The sequence below is a fragment of the Streptococcus sp. HMSC062B01 genome (assembly GCF_001811085.1).
GTDB classification, from domain to species: Bacteria; Bacillota; Bacilli; order Lactobacillales; family Streptococcaceae; genus Streptococcus; species Streptococcus gordonii.
Genome location: NZ_KZ672782.1, coordinates 12,803 through 32,094, shown reverse-complemented (window position 1 = coordinate 32,094; position 19,292 = coordinate 12,803). Strand labels below are relative to the sequence as shown.

General features: G+C 40.9%; 23 protein-coding genes and 1 tRNA gene. 19 read left to right on the top strand and 5 right to left on the bottom strand.

Going from position 1 to position 19,292, the window contains the following annotated elements; translation table 11 throughout:
- Positions 1–2: 2 nt before the first annotated feature.
- Positions 3–137 (top strand): 50S ribosomal protein L34, encoded by a 135-nt coding sequence (gene rpmH, locus HMPREF2780_RS05415; protein ID WP_000831902.1) that lies wholly within the window; start codon positions 3–5, stop codon positions 135–137.
- Positions 138–277: 140 nt separating this feature from the next.
- On the opposite strand, the gene HMPREF2780_RS05410 is transcribed toward rpmH, so the two are convergent.
- From HMPREF2780_RS05410 to HMPREF2780_RS05400, 3 genes are read right to left on the bottom strand one after another with little or no spacing between them, the layout of a single operon-like run.
- Positions 278–1,687: a DUF4153 domain-containing protein gene (locus tag HMPREF2780_RS05410; protein WP_105026320.1), complete on the bottom strand. Its 1,410-nt coding sequence runs from the start codon at positions 1,685–1,687 to the stop codon at positions 278–280.
- Position 1,688: 1 nt separating this feature from the next.
- Positions 1,689–1,907 carry a helix-turn-helix domain-containing protein gene (locus tag HMPREF2780_RS05405; RefSeq protein WP_045634443.1) on the bottom strand — a complete coding sequence of 73 codons (219 nt, stop codon included), beginning with the start codon at positions 1,905–1,907 and terminating at the stop codon, positions 1,689–1,691.
- An 8-nt stretch (positions 1,908–1,915) separates the two neighbouring features.
- Positions 1,916–2,392: a DUF2975 domain-containing protein gene (locus tag HMPREF2780_RS05400; protein WP_061583186.1), complete on the bottom strand. Its 477-nt coding sequence runs from the start codon at positions 2,390–2,392 to the stop codon at positions 1,916–1,918.
- 220 nt (positions 2,393–2,612) lie between these two features.
- Between HMPREF2780_RS05400 and HMPREF2780_RS05395 the strand changes: the two genes are divergently transcribed.
- The 9 genes from HMPREF2780_RS05395 to HMPREF2780_RS05350 all read left to right on the top strand — a co-directional run bounded on the left by HMPREF2780_RS05395 (position 2,613) and on the right by HMPREF2780_RS05350 (position 10,492).
- Positions 2,613–3,695, top strand: a complete 1,083-nt coding sequence (locus tag HMPREF2780_RS05395; protein WP_061601645.1) for an ArsR/SmtB family transcription factor — start codon at positions 2,613–2,615, stop codon at positions 3,693–3,695.
- 130 nt (positions 3,696–3,825) lie between these two features.
- A complete protein-coding gene (locus HMPREF2780_RS05390; protein WP_061601644.1) occupies positions 3,826–5,067 on the top strand; it encodes an MFS transporter in 1,242 nt (413 codons plus the stop codon).
- A 95-nt stretch (positions 5,068–5,162) separates the two neighbouring features.
- A complete protein-coding gene (locus HMPREF2780_RS05380; protein ID WP_105026318.1) occupies positions 5,163–5,933 on the top strand; it encodes a TatD family hydrolase in 771 nt (256 codons plus the stop codon).
- Positions 5,926–6,495 (top strand): ribonuclease M5, encoded by a 570-nt coding sequence (gene rnmV, locus HMPREF2780_RS05375; RefSeq protein WP_412079883.1) that lies wholly within the window; start codon positions 5,926–5,928, stop codon positions 6,493–6,495. The genes HMPREF2780_RS05380 and rnmV overlap by 8 nt, the downstream gene beginning before the upstream one ends.
- 11 nt (positions 6,496–6,506) lie before the next feature.
- The gene (locus HMPREF2780_RS05370) at positions 6,507–7,361 is read left to right on the top strand and encodes an SDR family NAD(P)-dependent oxidoreductase (protein ID WP_048778079.1); all 855 of its coding nucleotides are present in this window, start codon (positions 6,507–6,509) and stop codon (positions 7,359–7,361) included.
- 36 nt (positions 7,362–7,397) lie between these two features.
- Positions 7,398–8,813: an SseB family protein gene (locus tag HMPREF2780_RS05365; RefSeq protein WP_105026316.1), complete on the top strand. Its 1,416-nt coding sequence runs from the start codon at positions 7,398–7,400 to the stop codon at positions 8,811–8,813.
- An 11-nt stretch (positions 8,814–8,824) separates the two neighbouring features.
- Entirely contained in the window at positions 8,825–9,160 is a 336-nt protein-coding gene (locus tag HMPREF2780_RS05360) for a hypothetical protein (protein WP_105026315.1), read from the top strand.
- Positions 9,157–10,029, top strand: a complete 873-nt coding sequence (rsmA, locus tag HMPREF2780_RS05355; protein ID WP_105026314.1) for a 16S rRNA (adenine(1518)-N(6)/adenine(1519)-N(6))-dimethyltransferase RsmA — start codon at positions 9,157–9,159, stop codon at positions 10,027–10,029. Before HMPREF2780_RS05360 ends, rsmA begins: the two co-directional genes overlap by 4 nt.
- A gap of 55 nt (positions 10,030–10,084) precedes the next feature.
- Positions 10,085–10,492: a hypothetical protein gene (locus HMPREF2780_RS05350; protein ID WP_105026313.1), complete on the top strand. Its 408-nt coding sequence runs from the start codon at positions 10,085–10,087 to the stop codon at positions 10,490–10,492.
- 15 nt (positions 10,493–10,507) lie between these two features.
- Here HMPREF2780_RS05350 and HMPREF2780_RS05345 read toward each other — a convergent pair.
- Together HMPREF2780_RS05345 and HMPREF2780_RS05340 are read right to left on the bottom strand one after the other, a co-directional pair.
- Positions 10,508–10,590: transfer RNA gene (locus tag HMPREF2780_RS05345), tRNA-Leu, on the bottom strand.
- Between the two features lie 176 nt (positions 10,591–10,766).
- Positions 10,767–11,684, bottom strand: coding sequence for a CPBP family intramembrane glutamic endopeptidase (locus tag HMPREF2780_RS05340; RefSeq protein WP_105026312.1), 918 nt, complete (start codon positions 11,682–11,684; stop codon positions 10,767–10,769).
- Positions 11,685–12,029: 345 nt separating this feature from the next.
- Between HMPREF2780_RS05340 and rsgA the strand changes: the two genes are divergently transcribed.
- The 9 genes from rsgA (at position 12,030) to rpsG (ending at position 19,015) form a co-directional block, all read left to right on the top strand.
- Positions 12,030–12,908, top strand: coding sequence for a ribosome small subunit-dependent GTPase A (gene rsgA, locus HMPREF2780_RS05335; protein ID WP_061596237.1), 879 nt, complete (start codon positions 12,030–12,032; stop codon positions 12,906–12,908).
- Positions 12,909–12,925: 17 nt separating this feature from the next.
- Positions 12,926–13,585 carry a ribulose-phosphate 3-epimerase gene (rpe, locus tag HMPREF2780_RS05330; protein WP_008808219.1) on the top strand — a complete coding sequence of 220 codons (660 nt, stop codon included), beginning with the start codon at positions 12,926–12,928 and terminating at the stop codon, positions 13,583–13,585.
- Complete coding sequence (locus tag HMPREF2780_RS05325) at positions 13,578–14,210, top strand: thiamine diphosphokinase (protein WP_061596235.1); 633 nt, start codon at positions 13,578–13,580, stop codon at positions 14,208–14,210. Before rpe ends, HMPREF2780_RS05325 begins: the two co-directional genes overlap by 8 nt.
- 1 nt (position 14,211) lies before the next feature.
- A complete protein-coding gene (locus HMPREF2780_RS05320) occupies positions 14,212–15,468 on the top strand; it encodes a DNA recombination protein RmuC (protein ID WP_061596233.1) in 1,257 nt (418 codons plus the stop codon).
- Positions 15,458–16,399 (top strand): 3'-5' exoribonuclease YhaM family protein, encoded by a 942-nt coding sequence (locus HMPREF2780_RS05315; protein ID WP_061596230.1) that lies wholly within the window; start codon positions 15,458–15,460, stop codon positions 16,397–16,399. Before HMPREF2780_RS05320 ends, HMPREF2780_RS05315 begins: the two co-directional genes overlap by 11 nt.
- Before the next feature lie 95 nt (positions 16,400–16,494).
- The gene (purR, locus tag HMPREF2780_RS05310; RefSeq protein WP_045506017.1) at positions 16,495–17,310 is read left to right on the top strand and encodes a pur operon repressor; all 816 of its coding nucleotides are present in this window, start codon (positions 16,495–16,497) and stop codon (positions 17,308–17,310) included.
- Positions 17,311–17,324: 14 nt separating this feature from the next.
- Positions 17,325–17,867 (top strand): hypothetical protein, encoded by a 543-nt coding sequence (locus HMPREF2780_RS05305; RefSeq protein WP_061596228.1) that lies wholly within the window; start codon positions 17,325–17,327, stop codon positions 17,865–17,867.
- A gap of 244 nt (positions 17,868–18,111) precedes the next feature.
- Entirely contained in the window at positions 18,112–18,525 is a 414-nt protein-coding gene (gene rpsL / locus HMPREF2780_RS05295) for a 30S ribosomal protein S12 (RefSeq protein ID WP_008808225.1), read from the top strand.
- Between the two features lie 19 nt (positions 18,526–18,544).
- Entirely contained in the window at positions 18,545–19,015 is a 471-nt protein-coding gene (gene rpsG, locus HMPREF2780_RS05290) for a 30S ribosomal protein S7 (RefSeq protein ID WP_008808226.1), read from the top strand.
- Positions 19,016–19,292 lie beyond the last annotated feature (277 nt).

Genomic DNA, 19,292 nt, shown 5'->3' with positions numbered 1-19,292 from the left:
TCGTGAAACGTACTTATCAACCAAGTAAAATCCGTCGCGCGCGTAAACACGGTTTCCGTAATCGTATGTCTACTAAAAACGGTCGTCGCGTACTTGCAGCTCGTCGTCGTAAAGGACGCAAAGTTTTGGCTGCTTAATCAAAACGATTATAACAAGAAAAATCAGTGGAAACTCGAGACCACTGGTTTTTTCTATTATGCTGATAAAGAGATTATAAATAAAATAAGACCAGATCTAAGATGAAATCGTTCTGGTCTTTGATATATAAACTAGCTTATCACTTCAGTAAAAAAGGATATAGATAGCAAAGTATGGTGAAACTAATCATAGCATAAAGGATACCGATGCGAATAGCTTGGATAGGTTTATACAGTCGAATCAAGATGAGCAAGCACCAAACCAATAAGACGAGGACAAACCAGCCGGAAAGCAATCGTAGAGGGGTTGGTCCATAAAGGTAAATATAGACACCAAATAATTTCCATCCTGCAAGTAAGGTCAGCAAGGTGGCAAATATAAAGAGCAGAGTGGTTGCTAACCGTGTACCTATCTGATCCCAGAGCGGTTTTTTAGAGATGAGATAAAAAGCTCCTAAAACAGCAAAATTAAGAAGAGAAACTCTAACTAGTTGCCAGAACCCAGTGACCGCAATGGAAGACGCACTTTGGGGAGAAATGGCTTCTGTAACAGTTCCAGCGCTTAGAAGATTCCCTAGCTCGCTTAGACCGGTTGTGAAAAAAAGGATATAGGTTACAAGTAAGCTTCCAATGACAATATATGCTGCAAAGTTAGGAATAGCCCTTAGTGGTTGAACTTTTTCTTGGAATACTTGGTAGTTAAAAGTAGACGTTCTTTCGCTGAGCAAGCTACCTACAATGAGTCCATATAAGTAGAGACTGACTGGAATAGCAAGGAATAGCTGTGCTAGTATAGTAGCTATATCAATCTTGGAAAAAAGTGAGTCAAAGAAGGTCTGACTAAAATCGGATAATTGTATGAAGAGATTTGCAAAATTACCTGAGACCTGACTTAGCTGAGTCCAAACAAAGTAAACCAGAACTCCTGAAGCCAAAAGACTACCTATTAGAATGACAAAATGTTGGAAGTTCTTTGAATAGCCATCATTTGTCTCTTCAGAGTTTTCCTCCTCGTGAAGAAAGACGATGCAAGAAGCCATGAAATTTTTAAAGGGCAGAGTGTAGAAAGCTTGAACCATATCAAACCAAACCATAATCCCTAAGCGCCCCTGACTTAGCCAACCTGTACGGGACAGGACGTAGAAGGCAAAAGAGAGGTGGATAGCTAAAAATTGGAAAAAATCTAGTTGCTGATGTGCCCCCCAAATACTTAAAGCCATGGCTTGAGCAATGGTTAGAGTGAAAAAAACTCTTGTTTCTAATTTTTTGGCGCCTTCTTTTAATGGGATAGAGGTTGTATGTAATTTTTTGATTAGAAACTCAGTCGAAAGTAAAAGACCGACTGTGACGGGGAGAGAGTAAATTGTTTTAAGCTGCACCAGGATAGCAGTGTAAAAATAAGCTAACAGGTAGAAAACAATAGTCCCAATTTTAAAGATTTTTATTTGGGCGTCATCTAAAGGGCTAAAGATCGTCTGTTCTTCTAGATCATCTAGATCGTCTAGCTGATAGTCTTGCTCTTCTATCTGTTCTTGTAAAATTCTTTCCATTTTATGCCTCCTCTTTTTCATCTGGAATATATTCTAATATATCGCCGGGTTGGCATTCCAATTCTCGGCAAAGTGCATTGAGAGTTGAAAAGCGAACTGCTTTGGCTCGATTATTTTTCAAAATGGATAGATTGGCTGGTGTTAGATCAATCAGCTCAGCCAAGCGACCGGCACTGATACGTTTTTGTGCCATGACAAGGTCTAAATTTATCTGAATCATATGCCCTCCTAAATTGTGTAGTCTACTTGATCTTGCAGTTCAATAGCTTTGCCAAAAGCATTGCGAATGACACGGATAATTAAAGTTAAAATACTGCAAGAAACTGTCACTAAGAGCATAGGTAGATAGACTGTCAGTCCCATGAACAGTGAAATAAGAGCGACAATTCCAACTTCCCAGCCCAAATATCGGAGATATTGAACATTTTGTTGAATAAAAACTTGGTCCTGCCCGATATGATGAAGGAGCCGATAAAGATGGACAATGCAGGTCAAAGCCAGTCCTCCTAAGGCGTAACCTAGCAAGAGCAAAATCCAGAATCGGGCCTCTCCTTGAACGAGAGGGGAAGGAAATACGATAATAAGATTTACAATCCAAGGACCTAGGAAGATTAAGATAGTAGAAGCAATAAATAAAAGGCTAATGCTGATTTTTGTAAGAGTGATGCTCCAATCTTCAGCAGTCTTTTTTGTTTTGGTAGTCATAATATCCTCCGGCAAATATTTTAGTTCTTAGTAACTATAACACAAAAATTATCGATAATCAATAAGATTCTATCGAAAAATAATAAAAAGTTATCGATTAAAGATCATAAACTGCAAGTTTAAAAGTTTTGAAGTCAAATTAGGATAGCTGTTGAATGGCAGTTGTCTTATTTTATCTACTTTGAAGAGACTTCTGATTTTTTAGGTCATTTTTGGTATAATGAAAAACAGGAATTGTACACTCTTTTCGGTCAGAGACGGAGTATATGTAAGGAGGGAAGAATCTGTGGGCGTAAAGCTTGTTCATTATCGTAGTAAGTTATATGAATTTCTCATGGTGCCTGCCATCGTTTCAAGGGATGATAAACATATGTGGAGGGATTTACGGCAGAATCAAAAGGAGCTGCTTCTTGATGTACAGCCGCACTATGATAAGCTCTATCAGGATTTACTTCCTTTGAAAAACGAGCTTGTTGCGGTTAGTTTGTTTGAAGAAGCTACGGTGGGACTGGCTCCGCTCCTCTATCTCTACTTGCTAGAAAAAGGAGAAGATCCGGCCAGTCCGCATGACTTGTTAGAATGTCTGAAAAAACTAGATGCAGAGCAAATCATCTATTGCTTATCACTTAAGCTTTCTAAAGGGGAAGTCATTAAGGGACATCCTGAAGATCTGCTGGCTTTTATAGAGAATAGTGACAAGTCTCCGGAAAATAAATGGTACTGGTACCAAGCTATTCAGCATCCAGAGAAGCTTCGGGACCAATTAGTTTCCTTGTTGGAAAGAGTGTTCGAGCTCTATCAGCCTATTTATGAGCAGTTTGAGCAGGAAGTTCTAGCTTTTGAACAAGAATTTAGCCTATCTGATGTGATGGATGATGAAGAGCAGAATGACAAATTACTCGAAAAAGACACACAAGTCTTTGTTCTGTCACCCATGTTTATTGACTCTTTCCTCGAAAAGGTTCCTGATTTCACTTCCTATTCCTTAGTCCTTTCGACGAGAAGTTCCCAGTTATCACAAGCGGAATCGGAGCTTAACGATGAAACATTGGCTCTGACCTTAAAAACTCTTGGTGATGAAACCCGCTATAAAGTCTTGATTGAATTGATTCAACCGCATGCCAAGAATAAAGATATAGCTAAAAAACTGGGGCTTACAAGAGCCTCTATCTCATTCCATACGCAGAAGCTACTAAATTCTGGCTTGCTGGAGCTTGTGGTGGATGATGATTCTGTTAAATACACGGTCAATAAAGAACTGATTCAAAAAATTATAGAGAAGTTCAAACAAGACCTAACATAGTTTAAGAAGACCTAGATTCATTCTAGGCCTTTATTTTGTAAAATAACAATCTAATAAAAATTTGACAATCAACTAATTTCTTGTTATGATTTGTTAAACAAAAATCTAACAAGAGTAAAGGAGATGTCGTATGATTGTTTTTGTAAAAAACAAAAATTTTCGCCAGTTGCTCATCAATCAATGGATTTCAGGTTTTGGAGACATTGTTTTTTACTTGGCTTTGATGAACTATGTTTCCGCCTATTCCTTTGCTCCACTTGCAGTTTTATTGATTTCCCTTTCTGAAACGCTGCCCCAGTTAATTCAGGTTTTTACTGGAGTTGCGGCGGACTTTCAGCAGAATCGTATCCATAAATGCCTGCTTATACAGTTTAGTAAGGTCGTGCTATATAGCCTGGTAACGTTTTTGCTTCTTGGACAAGATTTCTCTTTCTTAACTCTGCTTGTGATTTGCCTGATTAACTTTCTGTCGGATAGTCTGAGTTATTTTTCAGGTGCCATGCTGACCCCTGTTTATGTAAAGGTAATTGAGCAAGATATGACCTCTGCTATGGGCTTTCGGCAGGCTAGTATGAGTCTGGTTCATATTTTGGGGAATCTAGCTGGCGGTTTTCTCATCGCTTGGATGAGTATTGGAGCTTTGGCAGGACTAAATGCTCTGACATTCTTGCTAGCTTACCTTGGGTTTTGGCATATTAGTCAAAACTTACAGGACTTAGAACCGGAGCTCAGCAGTGCCAAGGAGCTTAATAGAGAAAATTATTGGCAGCATTTATTGGATTCTCTTAAAGTCTTGCTGGGATTGAAAAACGTTGTGAGGTTATTATTGGTTTCAACCTTTGGACAGGTCACTCTGAATATTCTGACGCCAGTAGCGACTCTTTTATTGCTGAAAAGGCCTTTTTGGAATTTGCAGATTGGTCAGTCCATTGCCGTGTTAATTGTTTTAAGTTCCGCTGGTTTGATTTTAGGGAATATTTTGAGTGGCAGTTTGCTGAAAAAACTTTCGACGAAGCTTGCTATGTATAGTAGCCAAGTATGTGAAGCTTTTATTCTTTGCGGTTTTTTCTGGCAAAACTTTTTACTTGTCCTGATAGCGAGCTTTGCTTGCTCAGTTACAGTCGGTCTGCTGAGTCCTAGATTGCAGAAATCTGTATTCAGTATGATTTCAGAAGAGTCCATGGGGGCTATCCAGTCGGCTATTAATCTATTTAGTATGGCTGTTCCGAGTGTTTTATCCATGCTGTTAATAGCGCTTGCCAGCAGCATGGGAATTATTTATATTCTCCTCCCGCTTGTGTTAATGCTGGCACTGTCTTTTTACTTAATTATTCCAATGGAGAACTTGAAGACAGATTCGGATGGCCGTTGAATGGCAGCTATCTTATTTTTCTGCTTTGAAGAGACTTCTGATTTTTTAGGTCATTTTTGGTATAATGAAAAACAGGAAATACAAGGAAGTAAAACATGAAGATTTTTGATACACACACGCATTTAAATGTGGAAGAATTTGCTGGTCGAGAGGCAGAGGAGCTTCAATTAGCCAAAGAAATGAGTGTTGTTGCACACAATATTGTCGGCTTTGACCGACCGACCATTGAGCGCGCCTTGGAGTTGGCGGACAATTATGATCAGCTTTATGCTACGATTGGCTGGCATCCGACTGAGGCGGGGACTTATGATGAGGCGGTAGAAGCCTATCTGCTGGACAAGCTTCGTCACCCCAAGGTGGTGGCTCTGGGCGAGATTGGGCTGGATTATCACTGGATGACAGCGCCAAAGGATGTTCAGGAGCGGGTGTTTCGACGCCAAATCCAACTCTCTAAAGAACTGGACCTACCCTTTGTCGTACACACGCGAGATGCGCTGGAGGATACCTATGAGATTATCAAGAGTGAAGGTGTCGGACCTAGAGGTGGTATCATGCACTCTTATTCGGGTTCTTTGGAAATGGCAGAGCGCTTTATCGAGCTAGGAATGATGATTTCCTTTTCTGGAGTTGTGACCTTTAAGAAAGCGACGGATATTCAGGAGGCTGCGCAGAACCTTCCTTTGGACAAAATTCTCGTTGAGACTGATGCGCCTTACTTGGCGCCTGTTCCCAAGCGTGGTCGAGAAAACAAAACAGCCTATACTCGCTATGTTGTAGAGAAAATTACTGAGCTTCGTGGACTGACTGTTGAAGAAATAGCGCAGGCGACCTATGAAAATGCAAAGAAGGTGTTTGGGCTTGACTGAGAAGATAAAAATCCCTCAGGTGATTGTCGTTGAGGGCAAGGATGACACAGCCAATCTGCAACGGTTTTACCAAGTTGATACTTACGAGACGAGAGGCTCTGCGATCAATGAAGAAGACTTGGAACGGATTGAGAAACTGCACCAGCTACGTGGCGTTATTGTCTTTACCGATCCAGACTACAACGGTGAGCGTATCCGTCGAATAATTATGGAGGCTGTGCCAACTGCTCAACATGCCTTTCTCCGTCGAGATGAGGCAGCTCCAAAGTCTAAGAACAAGGGTAAATCACTTGGCGTAGAACATGCATCATTTGAGGATTTACAGCAGGCTTTGTCTGGTTTGGTCGGATATTTTGATGATGAGGATAATTTTGACATCACCAAAAGTGACCTCGTACGACTAGGGCTGCTTATGGGAAGTGACAGCCGTCAGCGTCGAGAGTATCTGGGTGAGCGACTCCGTATCGGCTACTCCAATGGTAAGCAGCTGCTTAAACGCTTGGAATTGTTTGGGGTGACCTTGGAGGAAGTGGAAGAAGCTATGCGTAAATATTCAGTCTAACGGAGTAAGGAATGACAAAAGTAATTATTACGGGCGGCAATAGTGGTATTGGCTACCAGGCTGCAAAACAGTTAGCTGAGAAGGGTTGGTCAGTGACTCTATTTTGCCGGCGGAAAGCAGCTGCCGAGCAAGCCTGTGAAAAAATCCGTCAACAAACAGGAAATCCACATGTAGATTATATCTTGGCTGATTTATCTGATATGAAAAGTATCAAGAAAGCGGTAGAACAGTATATCCAAAAAGAAGAGACTTTAGATGTTTTAATTAACAATGCGGCTGATTTTGATTTATCAATCAAAAGTCCTGTGGTAACCAAAGACGGATTAGAAAAGCAGTTTGCGACCAATGTGGTTGCTCCCTTTTTGCTTTCTATCTTGTTGAAGGGCTTGTTGGAAAAGTCTGAGAGTGGTCGGATTATTAATATTTCTTCCCAAGGGCTGATGCTTTATCCTTTCATGAAGCTTGATTTTGAAAATTTATCTGGTCAAAAACATTACAGCCCTGCTAAGACTTATTATCAAAATAAACTGGCCTTGTTGATGCTGTCGCTTTATATGCGGAAACATTGGAAAGACATCAAGGTGCAGGCAATCCGTGTGACCAATGTCAAAGTAGATATGAACCGCTATGATCACCTCAGCGCTTTTATGAAAAATCTGTATAAAATTAAGTCAAAATTTTCGATTAGTCCTGAAGAAATGGCGAAAGTCTATACAGCCTTATCTACAGAAGATGGTTATGAGGGCTTTTTGTATGACGAGAAATGCAGAGAAGTAAAGGCTAACGCATTTGCTTACAAGGAAGAAGAGCAGAAAAAACTTTGCACTTTGCTTGAGCAAATGACCTGCGTAAAGGACAATGAATAAAGAGTTAGAAAATAAAGTCCATAAGGAGAAGTAGCATTGGCTTGGTTTAATTTTGGGAAGAAAAAGGAAAAAATAGAATCTGCAACAGAAGTTGTAAAAGAGAAAATCGAGACAAGTGCTTGCTTGGGAGTGTTTGACTTCTTTGCACTTGGGAAGTCCGATCAGTTGTTGATCTTGGGCAGATTGAAAGGAAACTTAAAGTTAGGCGACCGTCTGCAAGTATGCAATCCTGGCGAAAGCTTTGAGTCTTTTGGCGAGCTGACGGTTGAAAAATTAAGCAATGGAAAAGAAGATTCTAACTTCTTGACAGACGATCCTCTTGCCCATATTGTTGTAGCTGCATCTGAGGTCGCAGGTCGACTTAAAAAGGGGAGTGTTCTCTATACGTCCAAGATAGATGAGCGCCAGCTTTTATCTAGTTATACAGATGCCCTTTATACATCTTTTGTGGAAATGCAGAATGGGGATATGAGTAATGAAGACTATCTGCGAGCTAGTTTAGAAGATAGTGTTGAAATTTTGCGTTTGTTCTTATGGGATTGTAGAGAGAATCGACAAAATGGGAGTGAAGAAGAATATCAAAAAAATCTGGCTAAAATTGCCCACCTTGAGGAAGTTGTCAGAGATAAGTTGCTTGAAGCAGATGAGGTCTATGTGATTTATTCGCAATTAACAGGAGAGCCCTATATGTTTTCAAAGACATATGACAGAGGGGATGATGGCTACCTGTGTACAGATCCTTTGATTCACCTCTCAACTTCTCGTTGGTACCATCATTACAAAGAAACATTTGACAGTCAGCCAAATACCCAAGTGAGACGGATTGAAAATACAGAGGACAAGGAAGCTATTAAAAACTTCTTGGGTTCCGCTTTTTACCTTAATGGTGCGCTAGGAATTATCATGAATTCAGATGATGTGTGCATCAAGGCTCAAAACTTGGTAGAAAAACCTGATTTTTCAAATCTACCTGAGATCCAGGTGCCTGTCATGAATCCTGATGTAGTGAGATGGTTACTTTTACTTGGACAGCTAGGCAAGCCTGACACTGAAGACAAACAGCTGGTAGACAGGCTTTATTATGGCTTCCTATCAAAGGCAGTGCCTAAGGCTAAATTCCTCATTCCGGTGCGAAGAGGGGAGAACTTCCCTGAAGCGAGCGATGAAGCCAAGGAAGTAATGTTAGAAAGAGGGGCTAGTCTAGATTTACCAGTTCGAGAAGGAAAAGACGGCCGACAAGCTATCTCTCTCTTTACAGACTGGAAACGTCTGCGGATGGTTTTTGATGAAGAGTGGAACGGTATGATCGAGCCGGCAGGGAATATGATTGCTATGTTTGACTATATTGTCAATGGAACAGAGTATCTAAAAGCGGGATGTTACATAAGCCAAGATTCTTTCAAAGAAATGGAAAAACTAAGTGCCGAGTTAAATGATGCTCCAAAGCAGTAGAAGAGGTAAATATGAAGATTATAGTTGACAGAGTCTCGGTTAGTGCAGGAGATGATACTGTTCCACATAAGACAGAATATGAAGTGTCTGAAGAAATGACGGTAGGAGCTTTCTTTGCTTTTCTTGAAGAAGATAGTTATCTCCCTCTTGTTCAAGGAAATGATGTTGCATGGGAACTTCGCAATATCAATGGGGAACAGGGGGCCTACTTTACAAAAACAAAAGAGATGTTTCAATCAGATGCCTTGTTAAAGACAATAATTGAAGAGGCAAATGGTGATAGCCAATTTGAGTTGATTTACCATTCTACACCTGAAAATTATTTAAAAAGAAAAGAGAATAGATGAGAATTGCAGATTATAGTGTGACCCGTGCCATTCTGGAGCGTCACGGTTTCACCTTTAAAAAATCTTTCGGTCAGAATTTCCTGACTGATACCAACATCCTCCAGAAGATTGTGGATACTGCTGAGATTGACAAAAAGGTCAATGTCATCGAAATTGGTCCTGGTATTGGGGCTTTGACGGAGTTTTTGGCGGAAAATGCTGCGGAAGTCATGGCCTTTGAGATAGATGATCGGTTGGTGCCGATTTTAGCGGATACTTTGCGCGATTTTGACAATGTAACAGTGATCAATCAGGATATTCTCAAGGTTGATTTGGCCCAGTACATAGCAGAGTTTAAAAATCCAGACCTGCCTATCAAGGTAGTGGCAAATCTGCCCTACTATATCACGACGCCGATTCTTATGCACTTGATTGAGAGCGGAATTCCTTTTAGTGAGTTTGTTGTTATGATGCAAAAAGAAGTAGCAGATCGGATTTCGGCTCAGCCGAATACCAAGGCCTATGGTAGTTTGTCAATTGCGGTCCAGTATTACATGACGGCCAAGGTAGCCTTTATCGTACCGAGGACAGTCTTTGTGCCTGCTCCAAATGTGGATTCGGCAATTCTCAAGATGGTGCGCAGGGAGCAGCCGGCAGTTGAGGTTCAGGATGAGAAATTCTTTTTCAAGGTCACCAAGGCTAGCTTTGTCCACCGGAGGAAAACTCTCTGGAATAACCTGACTAGCTATTTCGGTAAATCTGAAGAAGTCAAGACCAAGCTTGAAAGAGCTTTAGAAAAAGCCGATCTTGCGGCCAATGTTCGAGGAGAAGCGCTAGACTTGGCAGCTTTTGCTCGCTTGAGTGACGCATTAAAGTCCGAGGGGTTGTAAAAAAAGAAGATCTGCTCTCTGGTAGCCGATCTTCTTTTTTATTCATGAGGTGCATATGAGAGTGAAATATCTATCTTTGTTTTCTGGACTACTTTGGTTGTCGCAGTCATTACTCCATTTCCTGCTGATGCTAGGTCTGCCTCTGGGACGTTTGGTCTTTGGTGGCGCTTATATAGTATTTCCTTTATGGTTGCGGCCGGTTAACTTCCTGCTGTTCTCATTGTGGGCTTTCTTTAGTTTTAGTTATCTAGCTTTTGGTGGCTGGTTGAAAAGTGGCTTGAGGTCTTCATTTTTTAGGAAAGTCATTTTAGTTGGAACTGTTTTTCTATTTTTGGCTACGGTTTTCAATTTCTTTATCAGTGCGAGTCCATTAGAGAAATATTTAACTGGAGGCCTGACCTTCCTAGCTTTTCTGAGCAGTAGCCTTCTTCTCCATAATAAGAAAAAATCCTATCATGATTGATAGGATTGCTTTTGATGCGGAGGAAGGGATTTGAACCCTCACACCCGTACGGGCACATGCGCCTGAAGCATGCGTGTCTGCCGTTCCACCACCTCCGCTTGTTCTCTATTATAACATATTTTTTAAAAAATCCAAGAAAAAATAGCCAGATTAGACAGTGCCATCCATAGAAGCAAATGAGGCTGGAAATTCTTATTCCAGCCTCTAGTTATGATGAATCGCAAATAAAAGTTGAAGAATCTTTCTCTACCCTCGCTTGCTATTTTTTTATTATTTATTCTACAATTTGCGGATAGAGGGTTTCTTGTTCTTTGGATGTATCTTTCAAGATGAAGATAGCCCATAAGAGAGCTAAAATGAAGACAACCAAGCCAGGAACTCCTCCCTCAGGTCCGAATTGTCCACCTGTGATAAGTGTACGATTGGAAGTTGTAAAGTACATCAAGGAAGACTCGCTGTCAAATCCACTGACATGGAAACCATAAACGTTACCCATGATGAAGTTCCAAGCGAAGTGGAAGCCACAAGGTCCCCAGATATTTCCGCGCTTCAGAGCGTAAACGGCTGTGAAAAGGCCAAAAACGAATAGGTGGACAGTTGAGAGCCAAGAAGCACCATTGTTATCCAAATGGAAATAAGAGAACATGGTAGAAGCAATCAAAATGGCTAAGTAGGTGTTTTTATGATAGGAAATAATGGGAATCAACCATCCGCGAATGTAAATCTCTTCTGCAGCTGTTTGGAATATATAGCCAATGAGAACTAATATCCAAGAAACGAGAAAAGGCAGACTAAATTGGATCCGGTCAAACTTAGCATCTCCTGTAATGAAGAAGACGATTAAGACGGTCGTAATCATGATGGCACCCACCAACACACCTTTAGCGAATTCGGGAAGGCCATTTCCTCTAGAGAATCCCATGGTTCGTATTGGTCGTTTTTCAATGAATTTGACCCAAAGGAAGAAGGCGATAATGGTGTAGAGGAAGGACCAAAGGTCCAAAATATTCCACCAGTCAGGAATCCAATTTTGCTTGTCTAAGAAAAAGTTAGTTGAAGCCCTACTAATCGGAGACATATATTGGGTAATATAATAAAGGATGAAGGGAGCTAAAAACCAAGGAGTCAAAAACTTCCCTTTTTTGACATTGGAAATGAGCGGGTTGCTCTTTGAGAGAAATGAAAGGCTCATAAATAACCTCCTTATAGCTAGCATGAACCATTAAAGAAGTTAGAGACTTGCTTCTTGATGAAGAAGTTTCTGCTTCACTGGAATTCCAGTAGTAACCAGATGGACAAGTGCCTTGTGATTGTCACCTTCCCTTCTAATTGTACTTGTCCCATTCCTCACACGAGGCATATAGATGTTTGTTATTTACCTCTTTATTATAAAACTTTCAGAAAACGTTTACAACATTCTGTCCTTGTTTATCTAGAAAATCTTACAACTAAAGAATTTGTGGCTTTCTTAGTAAACATGTAAGCTAAATCAAACATTTTTTGTTATAATGGGTGTACTAACTTTTAAGGAGTAATCTTGCAAGGTAAAATCATTAAAGCCTTGGCTGGTTTCTATTATGTAGAGTCGGCTGGGCAAATTTATCAAACCAGAGCTAGAGGAAATTTTCGAAAAAAAGGACAGACACCCTACGTTGGCGACGAGGTTGAATTTTCAGCAGAAAAGGACTCAGAAGGTTATATTTTAAAAATAGCAGAGCGCAAAAACAGTCTTGTGCGTCCTCCGATTGTGAATATTGACCAGGCAGTTGTTATCATGAGTGCGAAGGAGCCAGATTTTAATCCAAACCTCCTGGATCGATTCTTGGTTCTCTTGGAACATAAAGGGATTCATCCGATTCTCTATATTAGTAAACTGGATTTGCTGGAACGCGAAAATGAGCTAGATGAGTTCTTACAAGTCTATCGAACAATTGGCTACGATGTGGTCCAAAACGTTGAGGAATTGTTGCCTCTTCTAGCGGATAAAATAACTGTTTTTATGGGACAAACAGGAGTTGGGAAATCAACTCTTCTCAATAAGATTGCCCCAGATCTGCAGCTCGAAACAGGAGAGATTTCTGAAAGTCTAGGCCGAGGCCGTCATACGACACGGGCTGTCAGCTTTTACAATCTAAACGGAGGGAAGATTGCCGATACGCCAGGATTTTCTTCATTGGATTACGAGGTGAGTACGGCTGAAGATCTCAATCAAGCTTTTCCTGAGATTGCTGAGTTTAGCAAATTCTGTAAGTTTCGTACTTGTACCCATACCCATGAACCAAATTGTGCAGTCAAGCCAGCGGTCGAAAGTAGTCGGATAGCAACTTTTCGCTTTGACAACTATCTGCAATTTCTCAGTGAGATTGAAAATCGAAGAGAAACCTATAAAAAAACAGCTAAGAAAATACCTAAATAGGAAACAGGAGAAAAACTATGACACAATTTAAAATTTCACCATCTATCTTGAGTGCTGATTACGCTAATTTTGAAAGTGAATTGAAAAGACTAGAAGCGGCTGGAGCTGACTATGCTCATATTGACGTAATGGACGGCCACTTTGTTCCTAATATCACCTTTGGAGCGGGTGTTGTAGCTAGCATGCGTCCACATAGCAAATTGGTGTTTGACTGTCATCTGATGGTTACAAATCCTGAAAAGCATATCGAGGATTTCGTTCGTGCTGGAGCAGATATTATCACAATCCATGTCGAAGCAACTCCTCATATCCACGGTGCCCTCCAACAAATCCGTGCCGCAGGAGTAAAAGCAGGTGTCGTAATCAATCCAGGTACTCCGGTTCAAGCAATTAAGCACGTCTTAGGCTTGGTAGACCAGGTCTTAGTGATGACTGTGAACCCTGGCTTTGGCGGACAAGCCTTTCTACCTGAGACCTTGGTTAAAGTTAGTGAGTTAGCTAGTCTTCGGGAACAAGAACAACTACAATTTGATATCGAGGTTGATGGTGGCATTGACAATCAGACCATTAAGCTAGCAAAAGAAGCTGGTGCTAATGTCTTTGTAGCAGGTAGCTATGTCTTTAAAGGTGATGTTGACCATCAAGTTCAAACCTTGAAGGAAGCCTTACATGACTAAGGTTGTTCTAGTTGCTGGAGGTCAATTAGAAGAATTACCCTCAGATGCTGACGTATGGGTCGGTGTGGATCGAGGCAGTCTCCACTTGATAGAGCAGGGAATCGTTCCCGATTTGGCTGTAGGTGACTTCGACTCTGTATCCTCGCAGGAATTTGAGCTGGTTCAAAGGAAAGCTAAAGAGGTCCTACGTGCCCAGCCAGAAAAAGATGATACAGATCTTGAGTTGGCTGTCGCAGCTACTTTTGAGCGCTATCCAGACGCAAATGTTACTATTTTTGCTGCTTTTGGAGGCCGTATGGATCATACTCTAGCCAATGTTTTTCTTCCTAGCAATCCAAAGATTGCTCCTTATATGGAGCGACTTGCTTTGCAAGATGAACAAAACCTGCTTACCTATCGACCGGCAGGCAAACATTTAATCGATCTTATAGAAGGAATGACCTATGTTGCCTTTATGCCAACACAGGATATTGCCTTGACCATTGAAGGAGCCAAGTATCCTTTAAATGAAAAAAACTTTTTCTTTAAAAAAGTCTATGCTTCTAACGAATTTATAGGTAAGCCCATTTCCCTGTCTTTTGATTCTGGGTATGTGGTGATTATGTATAGTAAAGATAGGAAATAAGATGGAGATACTTATCATCATTTTGCTGGTAGCCAATCTTCTTTTGACTTTCTTGCTTTGGCAGAGCCAAACACAGCAAAAGAAGGATGTTCAAGAAATCTTGGAAGCGCAGGCTGACCATTTATCAGATCAGCTTGATTATCGTTTGGAGCAAGAAAGACAAAATTCCTTGCTTCAACAAAAAAATCTAGAGATAGGCTTGGGAGATCGTTTTAGTTCTCTACACACAAGTTTGCATCGGGATTTGACAGATTTACGGGCAGAAATCAGTGATAATTTGACAAAGAATCGCGATAAGACAGATGAACGCATGAAACAGATTCAAGAGTCTAATGAATTACGTTTAGAGCAAATGAGGCAGACAGTAGAAGAAAAATTGGAAAAGACTCTTCAGACTCGCCTTCAGACCTCTTTTGAGTCCGTTTCTAAGCAATTGGAATCAGTCAACCGTGGTCTAGGTGAAATGCAGCATATTGCGCGCGATGTTGGAACCCTTAATAAGGTCCTTTCAAATACTAAAACTCGTGGTATTATGGGTGAGTTACAGCTGGGTCAGATTATTGAAGATATCTTGACTCCAAGTCAGTACGAGCGGGAGTTTGCTACTGTTTCAGGCTCTAGTGAAAGAGTTGAGTATGCAGTCAAGTTGCCAGGCCAGACTGATCAAGACTATGTTTATCTGCCAATTGATTCGAAATTTCCCTTGGCTGATTACTATCGCTTGGAAGACGCTTATGAATCTGGTAATAAAGAAGAAATTGAACTCTATCGCAAGGCACTGCTAAATAGTGTTAAACGCTTTGCAAAAGACATTCGCAGCAAGTATTTAGCACCTCCTGCTACAACCAACTTTGGGATTATGTTTTTACCGACAGAGGGTCTCTATTCAGAAGTTGTTCGCAATCCAGAATTTTTTGACAACCTTCGTAGAGAAGAGCAGATTGTAGTTGCTGGACCATCGACTTTATCAGCCCTACTCAACTCACTATCCGTTGGATTCAAAACTCTGAACATTCAAAAGAGTGCGGATGACATCAGCAAGGTTTTGGGAAGCGTCAAACTAGAATTTAATAAATTCGCAGGTATTTTGGTTAAGGCGCAGAAGCATTTGCAGCACGCTTCGGGGAATATTGATGATTTGCTGACACGCAGAACAAATGCCATTGAGAGAACCTTACGCCAGATTGAATTGTCAGATGAGGATTTGCATATAGACCTGCTTGATGTGCCAGAAGAAAGGGAAGATCATGAAAATTAACCAAATGAAAAAAGATGAATTTTTTGAAGGGTTTTACTTGATTAAATCAGCTGAAGTTCGACAGACGAGGGCAGGGAAGGATTATATCGCCTTTACTTTTCAAGATGATAGTGGAGAGATCGAAGGGAAACTCTGGGATGCCCAGCCACATAACGTAGCTGAATATACAGCTGGAAAAGTTGTCCATATGCAAGGTCGCCGAGAGGTCTACAATAATACTCCTCAGGTTAATCAGTTAGTTCTACGTCTTCCTAGAGCAGGTGAGCCTAACGATCCAGCTGACTTTAGAGAAAAACCTCCAGTGGATCCGAAGGATTTACGAGATTATTTGGCCCAGATGATTTTCAAGATTGAAAATCCGGTTTGGCAACGTGTTGTCCGAGCTTTATATAGCAAGTATGACAAGGAATTCTATTCTTATCCTGCGGCCAAGACCAATCATCACGCTTTTGAATCAGGCTTAGCCTTTCACACGGCGACTATGGTTCGCTTGGCTGATGCGATTGGAGATATCTACCCTCAGCTCAACAAGAGTCTGCTCTTTGCTGGAATTATGTTGCACGATTTAGCAAAAGTAATCGAACTAAGTGGTCCTGATGACACCGAGTACACAGTTCGTGGCAACTTAATTGGCCACATTGCTTTAATTGACGAAGAAATTACAAAAGTTCTTCTAGAATTGAAGATTGACGACAGTAAGGAAGATGTGATTGTCTTGCGTCATGTCATATTGAGTCACCATGGCTTGCTTGAATATGGAAGTCCAGTTCGTCCAAGGATTATGGAGGCTGAGATTCTTCATATGATTGATAACTTAGATGCAGAAATGATGATGATGACAGGTGCCTTGGCTAAGGTTGGAGAAGGAGAAATGACCAGTCGTATTTTTGCTATGGACAATCGTTCCTTCTATAAACCCAATTTAGACTAAAGAAAAAACGAAAAATGAGCATTATATTTGAAATAATGTTCGTTTTTTTGATAGAGTATGTTATAATGAAGAAAAATAACAAGAACGGTGAAAATATGAAACTAAGAAGAAGTGACCGGATGGTAGTAATTTCAAACTATCTTTTAAACCACCCTTATGAACTAACTAGTCTGAATACTTTTGCTGAAAAGTATGAATCAGCTAAATCCTCTATTTCAGAAGATATTGTCATCATCAAACGCGCTTTTGAAGAAATCGAGATTGGATCTATTGAAACAATTACTGGTGCGGGAGGAGGAGTCATCTTTACCCCTTCTATTTCTGATAGAGAGTCTAGAGAAATTGTTGAGGGACTACGAGACCAATTGTCAGAAAGTAACCGCATTTTACCAGGTGGCTATATCTACCTATCTGATCTCTTGAGCACTCCATCTATTTTAAATAGTATTGGGCGGATTATCGCTAAAGCTTTTCGCGATCAAAAAATCGATGCTGTCATGACAGTAGCTACTAAAGGAGTTCCACTTGCTAATGCCGTGGCCAATACATTAAATGTTCCTTTTGTGATTGTCCGTCGTGATTTAAAAATTACAGAAGGATCAACCGTCAGCGTTAACTATGTTTCTGGTTCCAGCGATCGGATTGAAAAGATGTTTTTATCAAAGCGTAGCTTGAAAGCAGGTAGCCGAGTTTTGATAGTGGACGACTTCCTTAAGGGAGGCGGTACAATCAATGGGATGATTAGCTTGCTTGCTGAATTCGAATCGGAGTTAGCAGGTGTAGCTGTTTTTGCGGATAACGCCCAGGAAAAGAGAGAACATCTGTCTTATAAATCTTTATTGAAAGTGACCAATATCGATGTAAAAGAAAATAAAATCGATGTTGAAGTCGGAAATATTTTTGATAAATAAGCAGGAAAAGGATTATGAGAAGTATATTTGAGAAATTTGACCGAATTCCAATTTGGGTTCGGATAGGAGTTTTGCTACTATTAATAGCGATTTTAATTACTGGCTTATTCTTTATAAAGCCTAACTACAAAACAAGCCACCAGTCCTCAACAGTTGCCACATACAGCCGTGCGTCCAGTTCCAAAGCTGGTTCGTCTAATGAAAAATCTTCTTCTAATCCAGATAAAGCGAAAACTTTGGATACACAAAGTCTTGCTAATGCAGAAACTCTTGTGAAGGAATTAGAAGCTGAGCAGACCGAAGAAAACGTGTCACTTGCACAGGCGGCAGTTGACAAGGTGAAGGATCTAGATGCTAAGGCTAAGTTGCAGGATAGGATTCAGGCAGTTAAAGATACCATAGCTGCAAACCGATCTGCAAATGCTGCGCAACCACAAATTCAACAGCAACCGGTCTATCAAGCGCCTACAATCCAAACTCCAGCAGCACCTTCAACTGTTGATACTCAAACACAGACTGAAGAAGCCCCTTCTGCTAACAACACAACCACACAATAAGAGAAGCTCCCAAGAGCTTCTCTTTTTTATAAAGGTTCACGATTCACAAAGTAAAAAGGGCAAAAAATGAAGAAACCTATTGACTCGCCAACCGGCCCGTGTTATAATGATAGACGGTACTTTTTACTTTTGGTCTCTCAAAAGTGTACAGAGACGTGCTGACAAATGTTGCAAAAGTACACACAGATGGTAGCTGTCACCAAGTATACCATCACCAAAATTAAAAAAATACAGGAGAATGTAGATGCCTACAATTAACCAATTGGTTCGTAAACCGCGTAAATCAAAAGTAGAAAAATCTAAATCACCAGCATTGAACGTTGGTTACAATAGTTTGAAACGTGTTCCAACTAACGAAAGTGCACCTCAAAAACGTGGTGTAGCGACTCGTGTCGGAACTATGACACCTAAAAAACCTAACTCTGCCCTTCGTAAATTTGCTCGTGTACGTTTGAGTAACTTGATCGAAGTAACTGCTTATATCCCAGGTATCGGACACAACTTGCAAGAGCACAGTGTTGTGCTTCTTCGTGGTGGACGTGTAAAAGACCTTCCAGGGGTACGTTACCATATCGTTCGTGGTGCGCTTGATACAGCAGGTGTTACTGATCGTAAACAAGGCCGTTCTAAATACGGTACTAAAAAACCAAAAGCATAAGGAAAGGGGATAAAGAGAAATGAGTCGTAAAAACCGTGCGCCTAAGCGCGAAGTATTGCCAGATCCGCTTTACAATTCAAAATTAGTTACTCGTCTTATCAACCGCGTTATGCTTGATGGTAAACGTGGTACAGCCGCTTCTATTGTATATGGAGCATTCGAGCAAATCAAAGAAGCTACTGGAACTGATGCACTTGAAGTATTTGAAACAGCGATGGAAAACATCATGCCTGTTCTTGAAGTACGTGCTCGCCGTGTTGGTGGATCTAACTACCAAGTACCGGTTGAAGTTCGTCCAGAACGTCGTACAACATTGGGACTTCGTTGGTTGGTAACAATCGCTCGCCTTCGTGGTGAACACACAATGCAAGACCGTCTTGCAAAAGAAATCATGGATGCTGCTAACAACACTGGTGCAGCTGTTAAGAAACGCGAAGATACTCACCGTATGGCTGAAGCCAACCGTGCCTTCGCACACTTCCGTTGGTAAGATAGGATGCGAAAGCGTTAAGAAAGTCCCAGAGAAAATAGGGAATCGAAGCAGGTTGCGATTGCAACCAATGAGATTCATCTTTTTCTCCAGACTTTTAGCTTGAGCTCAACTAGATCATGATGCTAGGAACGGTAAGGATGCAAAGTTAAAATAGGAAACTGATGCAGTGTTCAGTGAACACAAAGCAGTTTATCTTTTTTGCGCCGGGCCTCGCTCGGGTTCAACTCAGCTAACTTGAGCTTTTAGCCCGAGTTCAATTGAGCTTGGTCAGCTC

What these genes read in the sequence shown, in the direction of transcription:
- HMPREF2780_RS05410 (WP_105026320.1), bottom strand. Translation starts at nt 1,687, where the DNA reads ATGGAAAGAATTTTACAAGAACAGATAGAAGAGCAAGACTATCAGCTA.
- HMPREF2780_RS05405 (WP_045634443.1), bottom strand. Translation starts at nt 1,907, where the DNA reads ATGATTCAGATAAATTTAGACCTTGTCATGGCACAAAAACGTATCAGT.
- HMPREF2780_RS05400 (WP_061583186.1), bottom strand. Translation starts at nt 2,392, where the DNA reads ATGACTACCAAAACAAAAAAGACTGCTGAAGATTGGAGCATCACTCTT.
- HMPREF2780_RS05395 (WP_061601645.1), top strand. Translation starts at nt 2,613, where the DNA reads ATGAAAAACAGGAATTGTACACTCTTTTCGGTCAGAGACGGAGTATAT.
- HMPREF2780_RS05390 (WP_061601644.1), top strand. Translation starts at nt 3,826, where the DNA reads ATGATTGTTTTTGTAAAAAACAAAAATTTTCGCCAGTTGCTCATCAAT.
- HMPREF2780_RS05380 (WP_105026318.1), top strand. Translation starts at nt 5,163, where the DNA reads ATGAAGATTTTTGATACACACACGCATTTAAATGTGGAAGAATTTGCT.
- HMPREF2780_RS05370 (WP_048778079.1), top strand. Translation starts at nt 6,507, where the DNA reads ATGACAAAAGTAATTATTACGGGCGGCAATAGTGGTATTGGCTACCAG.
- HMPREF2780_RS05360 (WP_105026315.1), top strand. Translation starts at nt 8,825, where the DNA reads ATGAAGATTATAGTTGACAGAGTCTCGGTTAGTGCAGGAGATGATACT.
- rsmA (WP_105026314.1), top strand. Translation starts at nt 9,157, where the DNA reads ATGAGAATTGCAGATTATAGTGTGACCCGTGCCATTCTGGAGCGTCAC.
- HMPREF2780_RS05350 (WP_105026313.1), top strand. Translation starts at nt 10,085, where the DNA reads ATGAGAGTGAAATATCTATCTTTGTTTTCTGGACTACTTTGGTTGTCG.
- HMPREF2780_RS05340 (WP_105026312.1), bottom strand. Translation starts at nt 11,684, where the DNA reads ATGAGCCTTTCATTTCTCTCAAAGAGCAACCCGCTCATTTCCAATGTC.
- rpe (WP_008808219.1), top strand. Translation starts at nt 12,926, where the DNA reads ATGACACAATTTAAAATTTCACCATCTATCTTGAGTGCTGATTACGCT.
- HMPREF2780_RS05325 (WP_061596235.1), top strand. Translation starts at nt 13,578, where the DNA reads ATGACTAAGGTTGTTCTAGTTGCTGGAGGTCAATTAGAAGAATTACCC.
- HMPREF2780_RS05320 (WP_061596233.1), top strand. Translation starts at nt 14,212, where the DNA reads ATGGAGATACTTATCATCATTTTGCTGGTAGCCAATCTTCTTTTGACT.
- HMPREF2780_RS05315 (WP_061596230.1), top strand. Translation starts at nt 15,458, where the DNA reads ATGAAAATTAACCAAATGAAAAAAGATGAATTTTTTGAAGGGTTTTAC.
- purR (WP_045506017.1), top strand. Translation starts at nt 16,495, where the DNA reads ATGAAACTAAGAAGAAGTGACCGGATGGTAGTAATTTCAAACTATCTT.
- HMPREF2780_RS05305 (WP_061596228.1), top strand. Translation starts at nt 17,325, where the DNA reads ATGAGAAGTATATTTGAGAAATTTGACCGAATTCCAATTTGGGTTCGG.
- rpsL (WP_008808225.1), top strand. Translation starts at nt 18,112, where the DNA reads ATGCCTACAATTAACCAATTGGTTCGTAAACCGCGTAAATCAAAAGTA.
- rpsG (WP_008808226.1), top strand. Translation starts at nt 18,545, where the DNA reads ATGAGTCGTAAAAACCGTGCGCCTAAGCGCGAAGTATTGCCAGATCCG.